Origin of the sequence: Gordonia sp. PvP123 (assembly GCF_040547295.1) — a bacterium.
Lineage (GTDB): Bacteria > Actinomycetota > Actinomycetes > Mycobacteriales > Mycobacteriaceae > Gordonia > Gordonia terrae.
In genome coordinates this window covers 1-17903 of sequence record NZ_JBEPPN010000014.1, presented here as the reverse complement: position 1 = coordinate 17903, position 17903 = coordinate 1, and the positions used below count along the sequence as shown (strand labels likewise).

General features: G+C 69.3%; 15 protein-coding genes. 6 read left to right on the top strand and 9 right to left on the bottom strand.

The window, feature by feature from the left end; genetic code table 11:
• Window positions 1-40: 40 nt before the first annotated feature.
• The gene (locus ABIC25_RS22510) at window positions 41-1642 is read right to left on the bottom strand and encodes a PucR family transcriptional regulator (RefSeq protein ID WP_248644901.1); all 1602 of its coding nucleotides are present in this window, start codon (window positions 1640-1642) and stop codon (window positions 41-43) included.
• 74 nt (window positions 1643-1716) lie between these two features.
• Here ABIC25_RS22510 and pruA point away from each other — a divergent pair, with 74 nt between their 5' ends.
• A complete protein-coding gene (pruA, locus tag ABIC25_RS22505; RefSeq protein WP_354563239.1) occupies window positions 1717-3363 on the top strand; it encodes an L-glutamate gamma-semialdehyde dehydrogenase in 1647 nt (548 codons plus the stop codon).
• Window positions 3363-4313: a proline dehydrogenase family protein gene (locus ABIC25_RS22500; RefSeq protein ID WP_004020135.1), complete on the top strand. Its 951-nt coding sequence runs from the start codon at window positions 3363-3365 to the stop codon at window positions 4311-4313. Before pruA ends, ABIC25_RS22500 begins: the two co-directional genes overlap by 1 nt.
• A 156-nt stretch (window positions 4314-4469) precedes the next feature.
• On the opposite strand, the gene ABIC25_RS22495 is transcribed toward ABIC25_RS22500, so the two are convergent.
• The 5 genes from ABIC25_RS22495 to ABIC25_RS22475 form a co-directional block, all read right to left on the bottom strand.
• On the bottom strand, window positions 4470-6050 hold the full coding sequence (locus ABIC25_RS22495) for an FAD-dependent oxidoreductase (protein ID WP_354563237.1): 1581 nt from the start codon (window positions 6048-6050) through the stop codon (window positions 4470-4472).
• Window positions 6047-6892: an FAD:protein FMN transferase gene (locus ABIC25_RS22490; protein WP_081486989.1), complete on the bottom strand. Its 846-nt coding sequence runs from the start codon at window positions 6890-6892 to the stop codon at window positions 6047-6049. Before ABIC25_RS22490 ends, ABIC25_RS22495 begins: the two co-directional genes overlap by 4 nt.
• Before the next feature lie 38 nt (window positions 6893-6930).
• On the bottom strand, window positions 6931-7479 hold the full coding sequence (locus tag ABIC25_RS22485) for an FMN-binding protein (RefSeq protein WP_354563235.1): 549 nt from the start codon (window positions 7477-7479) through the stop codon (window positions 6931-6933).
• Window positions 7480-7545: 66 nt separating this feature from the next.
• The gene (locus tag ABIC25_RS22480) at window positions 7546-9282 is read right to left on the bottom strand and encodes a substrate-binding domain-containing protein (protein ID WP_248644898.1); all 1737 of its coding nucleotides are present in this window, start codon (window positions 9280-9282) and stop codon (window positions 7546-7548) included.
• A gap of 111 nt (window positions 9283-9393) precedes the next feature.
• The gene (locus ABIC25_RS22475) at window positions 9394-9831 is read right to left on the bottom strand and encodes a type II toxin-antitoxin system Rv0910 family toxin (RefSeq protein ID WP_004020140.1); all 438 of its coding nucleotides are present in this window, start codon (window positions 9829-9831) and stop codon (window positions 9394-9396) included.
• Here ABIC25_RS22475 and ABIC25_RS22470 point away from each other — a divergent pair.
• Entirely contained in the window at window positions 9809-10429 is a 621-nt protein-coding gene (locus ABIC25_RS22470) for a DNA-3-methyladenine glycosylase (protein WP_064571248.1), read from the top strand. The genes ABIC25_RS22475 and ABIC25_RS22470 overlap by 23 nt on opposite strands.
• 6 nt (window positions 10430-10435) lie before the next feature.
• Here ABIC25_RS22470 and ABIC25_RS22465 read toward each other — a convergent pair whose 3' ends face one another.
• From ABIC25_RS22465 to ABIC25_RS22455, 3 genes are read right to left on the bottom strand one after another with little or no spacing between them, the layout of a single operon-like run.
• Window positions 10436-10684: an antitoxin gene (locus ABIC25_RS22465; protein ID WP_064571249.1), complete on the bottom strand. Its 249-nt coding sequence runs from the start codon at window positions 10682-10684 to the stop codon at window positions 10436-10438.
• 53 nt (window positions 10685-10737) lie between these two features.
• Window positions 10738-13236, bottom strand: a complete 2499-nt coding sequence (locus ABIC25_RS22460) for an HAD-IC family P-type ATPase (RefSeq protein WP_354563232.1) — start codon at window positions 13234-13236, stop codon at window positions 10738-10740.
• A complete protein-coding gene (locus ABIC25_RS22455) occupies window positions 13233-14417 on the bottom strand; it encodes an MBL fold metallo-hydrolase (protein ID WP_354563293.1) in 1185 nt (394 codons plus the stop codon). The genes ABIC25_RS22460 and ABIC25_RS22455 overlap by 4 nt, the downstream gene beginning before the upstream one ends.
• A gap of 105 nt (window positions 14418-14522) precedes the next feature.
• Between ABIC25_RS22455 and ABIC25_RS22450 the strand changes: the two genes are divergently transcribed.
• From ABIC25_RS22450 to ABIC25_RS22440, 3 genes are read left to right on the top strand one after another with little or no spacing between them, the layout of a single operon-like run.
• A complete protein-coding gene (locus tag ABIC25_RS22450) occupies window positions 14523-15146 on the top strand; it encodes a TetR/AcrR family transcriptional regulator (RefSeq protein ID WP_239402865.1) in 624 nt (207 codons plus the stop codon).
• Window positions 15130-16419, top strand: coding sequence for an alanine racemase (locus tag ABIC25_RS22445; RefSeq protein ID WP_354563230.1), 1290 nt, complete (start codon window positions 15130-15132; stop codon window positions 16417-16419). The genes ABIC25_RS22450 and ABIC25_RS22445 overlap by 17 nt, the downstream gene beginning before the upstream one ends.
• A complete protein-coding gene (locus ABIC25_RS22440; RefSeq protein ID WP_354563228.1) occupies window positions 16407-17738 on the top strand; it encodes a D-arabinono-1,4-lactone oxidase in 1332 nt (443 codons plus the stop codon). The genes ABIC25_RS22445 and ABIC25_RS22440 overlap by 13 nt, the downstream gene beginning before the upstream one ends.
• Window positions 17739-17903 lie beyond the last annotated feature (165 nt).

Genomic DNA, 17903 nt, shown 5'->3' with positions numbered 1-17903 from the left:
ATGTCCCGGGCGGGTGACACTCGGCTTCGCTGTGCCGCCCTCACCGGACACGTAATGACAGCGCCACGACGAGACGCGTCGCCGGATCGTCGAGGTCCATTCCGGTGAGTGCCTGGATCCGACGTAGGCGATAGCGCAACGTGTTCGGGTGGACATGCAGTGCCGCGGCCGCCCCACGGACATCACCGAAGTGATCGAGGTAGGCGCGCAGTGACGCGGTGAAGGCACTGCCGCTGCGGGCGTCGAGATCGACGAGGCCGGTGACCCGGTCGTCGACGAGATCAGGGTTCTCCGAGAGCAATCCGATGATCTCGCCGAGCAGCACACCGGTGCGGGATCGCTCGACCGTGGTGACATCGTCGATCAGGTCGGCTTCCCGGCCGGCCGCATCGAGCACGCGGTCGATCGAGTGGCGCAGCTCGGTTGCGGTGGAGATGCTGTCGGGACCGGCGACCACGGCGCGGGCCGGCACCGCGAACTGCCGGTCGGCCGCGCCGACGGCGACCCGGGCCCATGTGACGGCGTCGTCGAGCGCGACCCCCGGCAGCACGGCGTAGGCGCGGTCGCCGATGGTGACCGTCACCGAGAGTGGACTGAATGCGCTGGCGTGCAACATCAGTGCCGAGACCTGTCCCCCGCGGATGCCGTCGGGGGTGGCGAACCCGGCGATCGTCACGGTCGCCGACGGCGCGATGCCGAGCTGGGCGGCGAGACGATCGGTGTCGACGGGTTCGCCGCCCACACCGAGGAGCCGCCGCACCCGCTCATCGTGGTCGGAGCCGGCGGAGCGGCGCCGCGAGATGATCCGTGCCGCAACGGCTGCGGCTCCGACGAGCACCTCGTCGGTGTCGCGGGCCGGCGGACGAGATCCCTCCTGCAGCCAGACGACCCCCAGCAGGACGTCGCCGGAGCCGCTCGGTCGGGCGGTGGGTGCCGGCCGGATCGCCACCGCGCGTCTCGGCTGCAACCCCAGATCGGCACGCGCGTCGACGGTCACGACCCCGGACGACTGCCGTACCGCGTCCATCACGCCCCACTCCCGCAGCCAGGCGAGCATCTCGGGCGGACCCTCCCGGCCCAGGATCGACAGCCGGCGCAACTCATCGGCCTCGTCGCCGGCCGAGCTGTAGGCCAGGACGTGCGCATGCTCGTCCTCGATGCTCACCAGGCCTCCGGTCCGCCGGGCGACCTCGGCTGCGAGCTGGAACAGGTCGCCGGTGCTCCCGGACTCCATGGACTCGCCGTCCCCGACCGGGTGGGATCGAGCGTCGAGCACCCGGGTGACGAGGTTGTAGATCCGTTCCCAGCGGGCGTGCGGGTCGATGGCGATGACCGCGATCCCCAGCCGCTCGGTTAGACCGATCAACGCCGGTGTCGGGCTCTTGGTCAGCACGGCCACCGGGCGATGCGCACCGAGGTCACCGAGCCATTCGACACCCACCTCGTCGCCGAGTCCGACGAGAAGGAAGAGATCGGCCGATCGCGCCGCACGCCCGAGCCCGTAGTGGAGATCGTCGGTGTCGACCATCGCCAGCGTCGACACCGGGGCGTCGAGCCCGCGTGGGGACGAGACCAAGGTCGCGACGGTCTGATCCAGGGCCAGGACCAGCCGTCCCAGAGCGATGCCCGCGGTCTTGTCCATACGGACAAGGCTACGACGCATATGTTTGCCGATCGGCCATATCGTGGCACCGGGAGGGACGGTGGACTGGACTCATGGATGCCATCACCACTCCCCCTCGACCGTCCAATGAACCCGTACACGGTTATGCCCCCGGTTCGCCGGAGCGAACGCGCATCGTCGACGAGCTGGCGCGGCAGTCCCACGCCGGGCGGCGCGAGTTCCCCCACATCATCGGCGGCCATCTGAGCCTCGGTGCCGGCGATGAGATCGACGTCGTCCAGCCCCACGCACACCGCGAGGTCCTGGGCTTCATCACCAACGCCACCCACGACGACGCCCGCGCCGCCGTCGATGCCGCTCGCGCCGCCGCCGACGACTGGGCGCACACGAGCTTCGACGACCGGGCGGCCGTCATCCTGCGCTCCGCCGAACTGCTGGCCGGTCCGTGGCGCGAACGGATCGCGGCCGCAACGATGCTCGGTCAGTCGAAGTCGGTGCAGCAGGCCGAGATCGACGCACCATGCGAACTCGTCGACTTCTGGCGGTTCAACGTGGCCTTCGCCCGCGAGATCCTCGCCGAACAACCGGAGTCGTCACCGGGGGTGTGGAATCGGCTCGACCATCGTCCGCTGGACGGCTTCGTCTACGCCGTGACCCCGTTCAACTTCACCGCGATCGCCGCGAACCTACCCACGGCTCCGGTGCTCATGGGCAACACCGTCGTCTGGAAGCCCTCACCCACCCAGGCGTATTCGGCCCAGTTGATCATGGCCCTTCTCGAGGCCGCCGGCTTGCCGCCCGGCGTGATCAACCTCGTCCACGGCGACGGCGTGGCCGTCTCGGATGTCGTACTCGCCGACCAGGATCTAGCCGGCATCCATTTCACCGGGTCGACACGCACGTTCCGGCATCTCTGGCGCGAGGTCGGCGCCAACATCGAGCGGTACCGGAACTATCCCCGCCTCGTCGGCGAGACCGGCGGCAAGGACTTCATCGTCGCGCATTCCTCGGCCGAGCCGCATGCGCTGCGAACGGCATTGTCGCGCGGGGCCTTCGAGTACCAGGGACAGAAGTGCTCGGCGGCGTCACGCGCCTACATCCCGCGGTCGGTGTGGGATCGGATGGGCGACGAGTTCCTCGGCGAGGCCGCCGAACTCACCTATGGCGACGTTCGCGATCTGACGAACTTCGGTGGCGCGGTGATCGATCGGCGCGCGTTCGACAAGCAGGTGGCGGCGATCGACCGCGCGAAGTCGTCGGCGTCGCTCACCGTCGCGGTCGGCGGCGACTGCGACGACTCCGAGGGTTTCTTCGTACGGCCCACCGTCCTGTTGTCCGACGATCCGACCGACGAGGCGTTCGCCACCGAGTACTTCGGTCCGATCCTCGCCGTTCACGTCTACGACGACGCGGAGTACGAGAACATACTCGGACTGGTGGATTCGACGGCGACCTACGCACTGACGGGGTCCATCATGGCCACCGATGTCGCGGCCGTCACACTGGCGTCCGACCGACTGCGCAACGCCGCGGGCAACTTCTATGTCAACGACAAACCGACCGGTGCGGTCGTCGGACAGCAGCCCTTCGGCGGGGGCCGGGCGTCGGGGACCAACGACAAGGCCGGATCGAAGCAGAACCTGATGCGCTGGACGTCGACCCGCACGATCAAGGAGACCTTCAGCCCGCCCACCACGACGACCTACCCGCACATGGCCTTCGACTGGACGGGGATCTGATGGGCACCGTCTTCGACACCGTGCTGCGTCCGGCGATCGTCGCGGTGTCGCGTAGCGAACGCGTCAAGGATGTGTCCGAGCGGTGGCCGGTGACCGAGAGAGTGGTGCGCCGGTTCGTGCCGGGCGAATCACTCGCCGACGCCATGACCGCCGTCGGAGCCGAACTCAATGACGGACTCGCCGTCACGGTCGACCACCTGGGTGAGGACACCGTCGACGAATCCCGGGCCGACGCCACGGTGAGCGCCTATCTCGAACTCCTCGAGGCACTGTCGATGTTCCGGTCGGCACCTGCCGGGTCGGTCGAGGTGTCGGTGAAGCTCACCGCACTCGGCCTGAGCCTGCCGGAGCACGGCGCGAAGATCGCCGAGGAGAACGCGCGGACGATCGTCGACGCCGCAGATGGCCGGGGCGTCCTGGTCACCGTGGACGCCGAGAGTCACACCACCGTCGACCGGCGACTGGCGATCGTACGCTCGTTGCGCGACGACTTCCCGGACACCGGAACCGTGCTGCAGGCCGGCCTGCGCCGGACCGAGGACGACTGCGCCGAGTTCGCGGCGTCGGGAGCTCGAATCCGCCTGTGCAAGGGCGCCTATGCCGAACCGGCCGCAGTCGCCTTCACCGAGCGCCGGCAGGTCGACGACAACTATCTCCGCTGCCTCCGGACGCTGATGAAGGGGCGCGGATACCCGATGGTCGCCTCCCACGACCCCACGATGATCGACGCCGCCACGATCCTCGCCGACGAGTTCGGACGGGCCCCGGGCACCTGGGAACACCAGATGCTCTACGGCATTCGCGTCGACGAGCAGCGTCGTCTGGCCGACGCCGGCGCCCGGGTCCGCGTGTACATCCCCTACGGCGCACAGTGGTACGGCTACCTCGTCCGCCGTCTCGCCGAGCGGCCGGCCAATCTCGGCTTCTTCCTGCGCGCGCTGGCCGGGTGACCCGACCTATGGACCCGCAACACCCCGAACTCCCCGGCAGCGGCGACCCGAACATGGGGTGCGCACAGTCAACGACAATCAACGCACAGTCGACGAAATCTTCCGCACAGTCAACGATTTCGTGACTCGGAGAAGCTGTCGCCATCTCGCCGGGATTCAGTAACCCGCGAACGAGTCGGTGTGAACACGCCAGGGCCGGGTCCTCGTGGAACCGTCGAGCCGACGGATCGTCGCCGAGGTCCGTTCGACGAACGCCGGTGTGCCGGACACGTAGTAGTGTGTGCCCGCGGCGCGGGGCCCGATCAGTTCGGCGACCCGGTCAGCATCGTCGATCCCATCGGCGATGTCCGGCGCTTCGACGGTCACGACGCGTGCACCGGCCGCCCGAGCGCTGTCGAGATCATCGTCGTACACGGCGCGTCGTCGGTCCCGCAGAACGTGCACGACGGTCAGTCCGGACAGATCGCGACCCGGCTCCGACTGCACCAGATCCCGAACCATCGACACGAACGGCGTGATGCCGATCCCCGATGCGATCAAGACCACCGCGCCGTTGGACGGAAACGCCCGCGGCAGAACGAAGTCGCCGCCGATCTCGTCGACGTAGGCGCGCCGCGCGGTCCCCTCCACCAGCGCCGCCTTGTAAGCGGACGGCTTCGCGGCAACCGTGAAACCGAACTCCACCGGTTGCTGCCGGGGCGCGGACACGAACGAGAAGACCCGCCGCGAACCCGACCACACCGGTGCTGACCACCGGGGCACACTGACACTCGACCACTGGCCCGCCCGGAACGACGTGGGGGCACCGACCGCTTCACCGCGCACCGCGTAGGTCCGGTCGGCGACCGGGGTGGTCACCACGTCGAGCGGCACCCGGCGCGCGGTCCCCGACACCAGGCGGACCGCGAAGGCGTACAGACATCCGACGAGCAACGCGACCTCGGGCACAAAAGCCAACGTGTACGCGTCGGTGATCGCAATCGTGTACTGGCAGTGCATCAGCACGCCCACCAGGGCCGCATAGACGAGCCGATGGATCTCGGTGGCGGGTGACGTGAGCGGCTCGGGCAGCATGATGGCCGCGACGAACAGCATCGGACTCGACACGACCCACGTCGACAGGTCCTGCCCACCCCGCACCAGCTCGACGACCCCGATCGTGACGAGCGAGGCACCGATGAACACCAGGGCCAGCCGCCACTCGCGGATCAGCGTCACCACCACGGCGCCGACCACGATCATCGGTACGAGCAGCGGTTCGGCGGCCACCCACCAGAAGGGAAAACTGATGCCCTCGACACCGGCATAGGCCAACGCATAGCAACCGATCGCGCCCGCGACCGCGGGATTGACGAACAGCCGACGACGCCACGCGAGAACATATTTCGACGCCGCGGCGATGGCGGTGCCCACCGCGACGGTCGCCACCGCGGTGTCCTCGGAACCGCCCGGCAACACGAAGAACAGGATCAGCCCGGTGATCAGCCAGGAGTCCGAGTTGGGCGGCACCCGTAACACGCCGGCACAGGCATTACCGACGACCGCGCTCACCCCGACCGCGACCACCAGCCACACCGCGAGGTCGTCCGGGCCGTACCCGAAATCGGCGTCGGTCGCGGACACGACGAAGGCCACCGCGACCAGCACCACCAACCCGCACAGCACCGCCCGATACGGGGTCAGGTGTCGCCGGGCGGCATCGATCGGCGAGAGCAGCTGCGGCAGAAGCGTTGTCACAGGAACAACTCCAATCCGGGGATCGCGGTGTGCTCGACGCTCCCGTTGCGTCGGATGGTCACGTGGTGGAAACCTTCGCGGTGGTGGTCGAAGTCGCCGCGCAGGAACGCCGCCGGCGTGAAGAACAGCGCCGTCGCCAAGCCGTCCGCCTCCATCGCCGACGGCGCGATCACCCAGGTCGCGAGGACTTCTCGGGCGGGCGAGGCCGTGCGCGGGTCGACGATGTGATGCCAGTCGGCCCACACCCGCCGATTGCTCGCCGATGCGCAGATCGCGCCACCGGCGACGGACACGACACCGATCGCCTTCGTCGTATCGGACGGATGCTCCAACGCCACCCGCAATCCGCGGGAGCGGGGCGAGACCACCATGTCGCCACCGGCGTCGACCACGAAGTCGTCGACGCTCGCGCCGACGATGGCCGCCACCCGGTCCACCGCGAATCCCTTTCCGGCAGCACCGACGTCGAGCAACGCCGGTTCGCGGATCTCCAGTGCGCCCGTGTGCTCGCCGATCACGGAGTCCCATGCCGGGGCGGCCGGCACCCGGGTGGACGCGCGCAGGCTGTAGGCGGCGTCATAACCCGCGTCGGCGAGCGTCTGCCCCACCAGCGGCGACACGGCGCCGCCGGTGAGGTCGTAGAGACGGCGATACCAGTCGACGAGCGGCTGGTCGGAGTCGGCGATCGGGTACCGACCCGCCTGCCTGGCCATGTCCGCGACCGTCGAGTCGTCCCGGAACCGGGACCACGCGCGATCGATCCGGTCGATCTCGGCGTCCACCGCGTCGACCACGTCGACGGGCAGCGGCGACGGGGTACTGATCGTCCATCGGGTCCCGATCGCGTCGAAGGTCCAGTGGTGCGCGGCACCGAGTGCGGTCAGGCCTGGGCCTCTTCCTTGATCTGGGTGATCGCCTCGTTGAAGCCACCGGAGGTGAGCGACGAACCGGACACCTTGTCGACCTCGATCTCGTCGATGCTCTTGCCCACCACGACATCGGAGATGCCACCGGCGAACTTGCCCTGATACTCCAGCGACGGCCCCTTGGTCTGGCTCGTGTCCACCGACACCGCGGTGATGACCGAGTTCGACAGCGTGACGGTCACGCCGACGCTCTGCGGGCCACCGGGCGAGATGTACTCACCGCGCGCGGTGTACTCGCCGTCCTTGTATTCGCCGGAGCCGGCGTCGGCCGCCTCGGTGGCGGCCGAACTGTCCGCCGGCGTGGCGGTGGTCGAGTCTCCCGACCCGGAGTCCCCGGACGAGCACGCGCCCGCGACGAGTCCGACCGCCGCCATGGCGGCGACCACCCCGCCGGTGCGAGCAAGCGCGGTGGATCCCCGGAGAGTCCGGGACGGACGGGGGGACTCGGAGGAGGCGGTGCTGCGCGGTTCGAGGGTCTCGGGCGTCTCTGGGGTGTACGTCATGTACCAATTGTGCCGATCGCGCGCGCATTCGTCCCGACGACGCCCGCGGCGTCGGCGAAACCGGTCTCAGCGTCCGGCGGCCGCGACCCTCGCCTGGATGGCGTCGACGAACACGGTGCGGATGTCGGCCGCGTTCTCCGCGACGTAGGTGGTGCCGCCCGTCGCCTCCGCGATCTGCTTGAGTGCGTCGGAGTCCGCGTCGTCGGAGATGCCGATCGTCAGCACCAGCACCGGACGCGCCGGGTCCTCGAGGCGCTTCAACTCGGCGAGCAGTTCGTCGAGCGTGATGCTGTCCGGATCCTCGTTCTGTCCGTCGGTCATGATGATGACGCTGTTGGAGTAGTTCGGGTCGTAGGTGTCCTGCACCTTCTTGAACGCCGCGAGGGTCGTGTCGTAGAGACCGGTCCCGCCACCGAGGTCCGACAGCCCCTCTTCGACGGCCCGGCCGAGCGCGTCGCGATGCGTACCGCTCCCCGAGCGGGCGTCGAGGCGACGGATCGGGGCGAGTTCCTCCCAGTCCTGCCCGGGCCCGCCCTTGTTCACGCTGAACGCCCAGCCGCCGATCATCGTGTTGTTGGGGAAGAGTTTCAGCCCGGTCTGGGAGGCGTCGATGAGCAGGCCGGCCCGGGTGGTCCCGCCGGCCGGCGTCTCCATCGATCCGGAGGTGTCCTGCACGACCAGCGAGCGGATCGGCACACCCAGCACCTGCCACTGGCGCAGCGCCTTGTCGACGGACGACGGATCGCGGAGTTCGAGCTCCTTCACCGGCTGGCCGACGCCGTTCCCGTCGGCGTCGCGGTATCCGGAGTCGGCCAGTGCGGCGCGTCCCGCGTCGGTGCCCAGGGCGGCTACCAGGGCCGCCCCCGCGTCGGCGGACGCCTGCTGACGTGCCGCGGGTGCCGTGTTGACCAGCGGGTAGTCGAGCATCACGGTCCCGGCCGCGGGAATCGTCGACGTCAGCTTCGAGCCCGGATGGGTACGCATGAAGAGGTCGAACTGCTGCTCGGTGGTGACCACCGGGACGCCGGAGGTGTTGGCGAGGTTGAGCCGGGTGCCCTCGTTGTCGTTGGCGAGGCGCGCATTGTTCTGCTGGATGGCGAGGATGGTCATCGCCTCGGTGAAGTCCTCGTCGGCGAGCTCGCCGGAGTCGACCGCCGCGAGGGCGCCGATGATCGGCGCGTCCCCGGTGCTGGTGTCCACGGGGCTGCCGGTGCGCAGGTCCGGCAGCTTCATGACCTCCACCCAGGTGCCCAGCTCGGGCACGTCGGTACCGGCGACGACGGCCGGGGTCGACGCGATCGACGGCGACACCAGGTCGAGTTCACGACGCACCTGGGTGGTCACACGGCGGGCCTGCACCTGCGAGTCCGCGACCCAGAGATCAGGAGCCGCGGCACCCTGCGTGAGGAGTCCGGGCACGTCCGCGCCCGCGGCCGTCTGCACGTCGTAGTCGAAACACGAATCCGCGGACGCCTGCCGCGCCACCTCGCGCAGCGGCCCCGTCATCGCCGAGTCCGACGCCACCGCCACCCGGGTGCGTTCACCGCAGCCGCCCGAACTGGTCTGCCAGATGATGACGCCGGTGACCAGGGCGACGACGACCAGCAGAACGGCACCCGCCCACAGCCATCCGCCGCGACGGCCCCCGTCGGTGTTGCGATGCTCGAAACCGAAGTCGTCATCGCGGTCCGACCGGGCACTGTTCGACGGAGACTGCGCACGCGGCGGGACCGCCCCTCCCGTCCGGTCGTTCCCGTTCCACTCGTTTCCGGCGCGATCGGCACCGGAGCTGTGACGCCCCATTTGTCTTCTTCCCGTTCCCCTCGTACGGCAGCCGGCAGGCCGGCCTCTCGCGTGGCCGCCGCACGACGCATCGACGCATCGGCGGTCGCGGCCCGCGCGCTCACGCGTGGCTCAGCCGAACACCTCACGGAACTTCAGCAGCGACTTACGCAGATCCCCCGAAACCGCCATCGCCGCGGTCTTGCCCACGGGTCCGATCAGCGGCAGCCCACCCAGATCAACAGTGAAGGTTACTTCCGATCCGGTCGACGTGGGAGCGATGCCCAGATCCAGCTTGGCCTTGACCCCGCCTTTGCCGTTGCCCTTCAGGCGCACGTGGGACACCGGCTCGAACTTCTCGACGACCCAGTCGAAGCGGACGCGGGTGCCCTTGACCTTCACGATCGACGAGATCTCGGTCCCCTTGCCCAGCTCGGTGGCGTCCGGGAGGGGGCTGCGCCACGTCTCGTGGATCACCAGCCATTCGCTGTACCGCGAGAGATCCGAAGCCGCGGCCCAGGTATCTTCCGGTGACAGATCAACGCCGATGGAGTCGCTCGTCTTCGCCATGACCCAAGAGAGTAGTGCCCCCGCCTCCGCCGCCGAACAGGCACGTTCGCTGCTGGGCTCGCACCTGACCGGGCACGGTGTGACGATCCGCCTGACCGAGGTCGAGGCGTATGCCGGTCCCGACGATCCGGCGTCCCACGCCTACACCCGAACACCCCGCTCGGAGATCATGTACGGCCCGCCGGGCCGCCTGTACGTCTATCGCATCCACGGCCACCACTGCGCGAACGTCGTCGTCGCCGGTACGGGACCCGCGGCCGCGGTGTTGCTGCGCGCGGGCGAGGTGATCGACGGCACCGAACTCGCGCGCGCCCGGCGCGGCGTCACCCGCGTCGGGCCCGTCTCCGACGACCGACTCGCGAGCGGCCCGGGCAATCTGTGCCGCGCTCTGGGGATCACGATGGCCGACCTCGACACCGACCTCACCGACCCGTCGACCCCCGTGCTCCTCGAACCCGGGATGCCCCGAGCCGGCGAACGCGTGGTCGCCGGCCCACGGGTCGGCGTCCGTCGGGCCGCCGACCTCGACTGGCGATTCTGGATCGGCGGCGACCCGACGGTGTCGACGTATCGCCGACATCCGCGGGCGGGCGCGTGAACCGTTCTACTGCTGGGGGTTACCCGGGTTCTGGTGCCCGGGGTTCGGCCCGGGATTCTGCGGTCCGGGGTTCTGGTGCCCCGGGTTCTGGTGAGGCGCGCCGACGGCCTTGCGCACGGCGTCCTGTGCCTTGTCGACCTGACCCGAGTACTTGTTCTTCGTGACCTTGTCGATGGCGTCGCCGCCCTTCTCGATCAGGTTCGGGTTCTTCTGCAGCGTGGCTCTGGCCTTGTTGACGAGTCCCTTGAGATCCATGGCGTCTCCTCTGATCGACGTGCCGGACATCTTCCGGCCACTTGCCGCAGATTCTATCGGTCGGAGACGAGCGCCCCGCTGAGCTGCGCTTCGTCCCCGTGGGTGGCGATCCACCTCGGCGCGACGCGTGAGACGACCTCGACGCACACGATTCCGACCGCGGCCGAGATCAGGGCCACCGAGTTCATCTCCCAGTTCGAGGAGTCGAGCCGGAACAGGTCCTGGGTGAACGGCCACGCGAAGATCAGCACGTACGCGCCGGCCGAGACCGCCAGCAGGACGACCTTCCACCAGTTGTACGGACGGGCGACCACCGCGAGCACATAGACCGCGATCGCGATCAACGTCATCAGCGCCGCGGTGGCGGCCTGCGTCTGAGGCTGCGACAGCTCGACGGCGTCCCCGCCCACCTCGACACCGGCGCCGCCCGGGTTGACGATCAGGTAGGTCACGAAAGTGCACAGACCGACGATGACGCCGTTGGGCACCGCGCTGAGCAGCACCCGGCGCACGAAACCACGGCGTGCTCGCTCGTTGTTGGGAGCCAGCGACAGCACGAACGCCGGTATGCCGATGGTGAACCAGGCCGAGATCGTCACGTGGATCGGCTGGAACGGATAGCTCAGCGGATCGGACCCGAACACCGCCCCGAGGAGTCCGCCCACACCGACGAACAGCGCCAGCAGCACCGCGTACACGGTCTTTGTGAGGAACAGGTTGGAGACGCGCTCGATGTTGCCGATGACGCGACGACCCTCGCCCACCACGTAGGGAAGAGTGGCGAACTTGTTGTCCAGCAACACGATCTGGGCCACCGACCGGGCCGCGGAGCTGCCCGAGCCCATCGCGACGCCGATGTCGGCGTCCTTGAGCGCGAGGACGTCGTTGACGCCGTCCCCGGTCATGGCAACGGTGTTGTCCCGCGACTGCAACGCCTTCACCATGGCGCGTTTCTGGTCGGGCCGCACCCGGCCGAACGTCACACCGCGTTCGACGACGTCGGCGAGTTCGCCTGTCTCGGCGGGCAACTCGCGCGCGTCGACCGAGGTGTCGACCGACCCGAGGCCGAGCGACGCGGCGACCGCGCCCACGGACCGGGCGTTGTCGCCGGAGATGACCTTCACCGCGACATGCTGCTGTTCGAAGTAGTCGATCGTGTCGCGCGCGTCGGAACGCACGCGTTGTTCGAGGACCACGAGCGCCACCGGCGACACGGTTCCCGGAGCGATCTGACCCGGTGCGGGGTCGGTGTCGACGGGGATGTCGGTGCACGCGAGCAGCAGCACGCGGAGTCCGGTGGCGCCGATGTCGGAGGCGAGGCGGGCCGTGTCGCTCGCCGGGTCGAGCAGGACGTCGGGCGCACCGATGAGCCAGTGCCCGTCGTCGCTTCCGGCATCCGGGCCGGAGCCGCTTCCGCGGAACGACATCCCGCTCCACTTGGTGGCGGAGGTGAACGGTTTGACGGCCGTCACCGTCCAGTCCGGCGCGACCGGGTGGGCCTCGGCGACCGCGACCATGCTGGCGTTGGGTCGCGGGTCGTGGGCGGCGAGTGCGGCCAAGACCTGGTCCGCGGTCTCGCGTGGTACCGACCCGAGGTTTCGCACCTCGGCCAGTCGCATCCCGTTCTCGGTCAGGGTGCCGGTCTTGTCGGCGCAGACCACGTTGACGCGCGCCAGTCCCTCGATGGCCGGTAGCTCGTTCACCAGACACTGCCGTTGACCCAGCCGCACGACGCCCACCGCGAAGGCGATCGAGGTCATCAGGACGAGCCCCTCCGGGACCATCGGCACCAACGCGGCGACCATGCCCAACAGCGACTTGCGCAGATCGTTGTCACTGATGAAGAGCTGATTGATGATCGTCAGCACGCCGGCCGGGATCAGCAACCAGGTGATCACCCGCAGGATCTGGTCGATCCCGGAGCGCAGTTCCGAGGAGACGAGGGTGAACTTCGACGCCTCGGCCGCGAGCTGCGCCGCGTACGCGTCGGCGCCGACCTTGGTGGCGCGGTACGCGCCCCCGCCGGCCACCACGAAACTGCCCGACAGCACGGCGGCTCCCGGGTCCTTGTCGATCGGGTCGGCCTCGCCGGTGAGCAGCGACTCGTCGACGTCGAGCGCGGTCGCCTCGACGACCTCACCGTCGACGACGATCTGGTCGCCCGCACCGATCTCGATGATGTCGTCGAGCACCACCTCATCGGGCGGCACCTCGGTCACCGTGCCGTCGCGCCGGACCCGTGGTCGGGTCTGACCGACGATCGCGAGCTTGTCAAGGGTCCGCTTGGCGCGGATCTCCTGGATGATGCCGATGCCCGAGTTGGCGATGATCAGCAGCCCGAACAGCCCGTTGATCAGCGAGCCGGTGAACACGACGATCGCGAACAGCACCCCGAGGATCGCGTTGATCCGCGTGAAGACGTTCGCGCGCACGATGTCCGAGACACTGCGACCGGACCGGTCGGGCAGGGCGTTGACCTGACCGGCCGCGACCCGCTGCGCCACCTCGGCGGCGGTGAGACCGGGACTGGCGATCCCCGTCGACGAGCTCACGCGGAGGCCTCCCACCAACCGGGCTGTGCCACACCGGTACCGGTCCGGTGGGTCAGGTCGATCGAGCCACCGGGCTGCGGCACCAGGATCGTCGGCGTGTCCGGCCGCGAATCCGCCCGCAGCCGCGCGATGGGCTCGCCCCACGGATGACGCGCCAGGTTGAAGGTCCCCCAGTGGATCGGGATGAACACCGAGTCCGAACCCGAACCGGGCGAGACCATCCGGTGGACCGAGAGGGCCTCCTCCGGGTTCACGTGGATGTCGGGCCACATCACGTCGTAGGCCCCGACGGCGATGAGGGTGAGGTCGAACGGGCCGAGGCGGGCGCCGACGTCCTCGAATCGTTCGCTGTGTCCGGTGTCCCCGGAGAAGAAGACCTTGTGGTCGCGGCCGGCGATCGCCCAGCTGCCCCACTGTGTGAGATTGCGTGCCAGCCAGCGCCCGGAGAAGTGCCGTGCCGGGCCGCACGTGAAGCGCAGCTCGCCCGCCCTGGTCGGCACCACCACCTCCTCCCACCAATCCGCCTGCCGGATACGGTCTTCGGCGATCCCCCACGACGCGAGGTGCGCACCGACCCCGATCGTCGTGACGAAGACCGCATCGGGCTGCGTGTCGGCGATGGTGGTGACGGTGTCCATGTCGAGGTGGTCGTAGTGATCGTGACTGATCAGGACGACGTCGAGCGGCGGCAACTGCGACGCGGACAGGGGTGCGGCGTGCATGCGAGCGGGACCGACGAGCCGGCTCGGCGAACAGCGACGGCTCAGAACGGGATCGGTGATGACACGGGCGCCGTCGATGTCGACGACGGCGCTGGCGTGACCGAGCCAGGTGACGGCGAGGTCGGCCGGCGCGTCGAAGCGCGGGACCGTCACCAGGACGGGTCGGCGCGGCCGGCCGGGCCGCCGGGCCATGTCGGTGAGGACCTGCAGGCTCGGGTCGGCGATCGACGGGGGTTCCGGGTTGTCGAAGGCGCCATCGCGCTGGTGCGGACTGTGGAGCACATGCGGCGCGATCTCCGCACGGGAGGCGCCGAGCGCGCGGGCGGGGCCGAGTCCCTCGGCCGCGAGCCGCCCGACGACGGCGTCGGCCACCGCCACTCCTGCCGAACCCACGCGCGCGAGGACATCGTGGCGCAGGTCGGTCGTGCCTTTTCTACCGGTCGTGGAGGTCACGTCCACACAGTAGTGCGTGAAGCGCATTGTGCGCCTCACCGGCACTGATAGGCTCCACCGAGCATTGTCCACCGAGCATGCGCCGGCGCATGCGGTCAGGAAGTCACCGCAGTGGCACGGATGTCCGTCGACCAACGTCGAAGCGCGCTCATCGAATCGGCGTACCGCGTGATCGCCGATCACGGGGTCGAGGGCGCGACGACCCGTCGCATCTGCGCCCACGCCGGGATGCCGCTCGCGAGCTTCCACTACGCGTTCGAGAGCCGCACCGCACTGTTGTGCGCGGTGATGGAGACGGCGGTGCCCACCGACATCGAGCGCATGCTGCACGCCGTGCTGCCCGCCGCCGACTACGGATCGGAGCCCGGGCCGGAGACGATCCGGTCGAGCATGGTGCGGCAATTCCACGCGTTCTACGACCTGTTGAAAGCCGACCCGGGACGGATGCAGGCGACCATCGCGCTCGGCATCTACGCCCACAATCACCCGGAGCTGCAGCAGGTCGGCAAGTACATGTACGAGCAGCTCTACCGGGTCGCCTCGGCGGGGCTGCGGTCGATGGCCGACCTGACGCCCATCGTGTGGACCACGCCGGTCGAGGACCTCGGTCCGCTCATCATCGCGGCGACCAACTCGATCACACTCGTCTACCTCAGCACCGCCGACGACAAGGTCGTCGACGCGATCATCCGCTCGATCGCCGACCAGCTCATGACCTATGTCAGCTTCGAGTGAGGGTCTCGACGCGTCCCCGGCCGGCGGGACGACGCCCACCCCCTGGCTGAGCGACCCCGAATCCCACTGGGCGGCAATCGATCAGGCGGTCACCGACGCGGGACTCGACGCCCCCGTCCTCGCACTCGACCGGGCCGCCCTGGAGCACAACGTCGCCGACCTCACCCGACGGTCGGCGGGTGTCCCCATCCGGCTGGCCACCAAATCCGTCCGCGTCCGCTCGGTCGTCGAGGACATCGTCGGTCGCCCCGGTTTCCACGGCGTACTCGCCTACGACCTGGCCGAGGCGCACTGGTTGGCCACGCAGTCGGGAATCGGCGAGGTGCTGATGGGTTATCCCAGCGTGCGGCGGAATGCGCTGGCGGCCCTGGTCGCCGACGAGGTCGCGACGAGCCGGGTGAGCGTGCTCGTGGACTCCGTCGACCAGCTCGACGTCATCGATTCCGTCGTGTCCGCCGGCGCCCGGCCGCCGATCCGAGTCGCCATCGACCTCGATGCGTCGTACCGCTTGCTCGGCGGACGGGTCCACATCGGCGTGCGCCGCTCCCCGGTGCACTCACGTCGAGATGCACTCGAGCTCGCACGAGATGTCGTGGCCCGTCCCGGCTTCGACCTCGTCGGAGTCATGTCCTATGAGGCGCAGGTCGCCGGGGTGGCCGACGCCGTCCCGGGTAAGGCGTTGGCGAACCGCGCCGTCCGGGCGATGCAGCATCGTTCGATGGCCGAGTTGCGCCGTCGTCGGAGCAAGGTGATCGGGGAACTGCGTCAGATCGCGGACCTGGAGTTCGTCAACGGCGGCGGCACCGGATCCCTCGAGGAGACCGCACGCGATCGCGCGGTCACCGACATCGCGGCCGGCAGTGGGCTGTTCGGCGGTCACCTGTTCGACGGTTATCAGCGCTTCCGGCCCGCGCCCGCACTGGCCTTCGGGCTCGACGTCGTCCGGCGCCCCGCCCCCGGCATCGTGACCTGTGCGGGCGGCGGGTGGATCGCCTCCGGCCCGCCGGCCGCCGACCGGCTGCCGTCACCGGTGTGGCCGCAGGGACTCGCCTTCGTCGGCACCGAGGCGGCCGGCGAGGTGCAGACCCCACTGCGGGGTGCGGCCGCCGATCGGATCGCCGTCGGAGACCGGGTGTGGTTCCGCCACACCAAGTCCGGCGAGGTGTGCGAGCGGGCTCGCGAGGTCGCGATCATCGATCGGGACGACGCCGGGCGGGCCACGGTGAGCGAGGTCGTGCCGACCTACCGAGGAGAGGGCAAGTGCTTCCTGTGAGCGGTACCGCTGCGCGTTCGACGCAAGCCTGGCGCAACTGGGGCGGTACCGCCGGTTGCTCGCCGAACCGCGTCGTCAGCCCGTCGAGCGCCGAGGAGATCGCCGGCATCGTCCGGGAGACAGCGGCGCGCGAGGGCACGGTGAAGACCGTGGGCGCCGGACACAGCTTCTCCCCCATCGCCGTTGCCGATGATGTGCAACTCGAGCTGTCCGGCCTGCGCGGACTCGTGTCGGTCGACGCCCATCGCGTGACCGTGCGGGCCGGTACCCATCTCCACGAGATCCCCGGGCTCCTGGCACCTTTCGGTCTCGCGATGACGAATCTCGGCGACGTCGACCGGCAGACCATCGCGGGCGCCACCTCCACCGGAACCCACGGCACCGGGCTGGCCTTCGGGGGCATCAGCACCCAGATCGTCGGCGCGACAGTCGTCACCGGCACCGGTGACATCGTCACGCTGACCTCCGACGACACCGACCTACAGGCGGTCGCGCTCGGCCTCGGCGCCCTCGGGGTCGTCGTCGAACTGACCATCGAGTGCGTGGACGAGTTCCGGTTGCACGCCGTGGAGGGGCCGGAGACCGCCGACGCGGCGATCGCCGCGTTCCACGAACGCGTCGCGAGCACCGATCACCACGAGTTCTACATCTTCCCGCACACCAATTGCGCTCTGGTCAAGACGAACACCCGCGTCGGGCCCGACGCCCCGCTCACCGGCCCGTCACGCATCAAGCGCTACATCGACGACGAACTCCTGAGCAACAAGGCTCTCCGACTGCTGTGCGAGATCGGTGCGCGCGTCCCCCGGCTGGTACCGACCATCAACGGTGTCACCGGTCGCGCGCTCTCCGCGCGGGAGTTCACCGACACCTCCACCGGGGTGTTCGTCTCCGACCGTGACGTCCGGTTCCGGGAGATGGAGTACGCCATCGACCTCGACGCCGTTCCCGAGGCCCTGGGCGAGATCCGGGCACTGCTCGACCGGCGCGAGTATCTGGTGAGCTTCCCCATCGAGGTCCGCGCCGCGGCCGCCGACGACCTGATGCTGTCCACCGCATCCGGCCGCACCAGCGGTTACATCGCCGTCCACCGCTACCACCGCGACGACCCCGCCGACTCCGACGCTTATTTCGCCGACGTCGAAGCCATCCTCACCGGTTTCGGTGGCCGACCGCACTGGGGCAAGATGCACACCCGCGACGCCGAGTACCTCCGCGGGGTCTACCCGCGATTCGACGAATTCCGTTCCGTGCGGGACCGGTACGACCCGTCTCGCGTGTTCGCCAACGACTATCTGCGGCGAGTGCTGGGCGACTAGGGCACAGACATCAGCCCGCGTACCGCGACATGGCAAACCCACCCCTTTTCCGTAAACTCACCGCCACACCTGGACTGGTCCCCAGGAGTTGGACTGGTAATTCGGGAGGTTACGCCACGAGGGTCTGAGTCCGGTATTGCACCGGGCTTAGACCCTCGAGGCGTT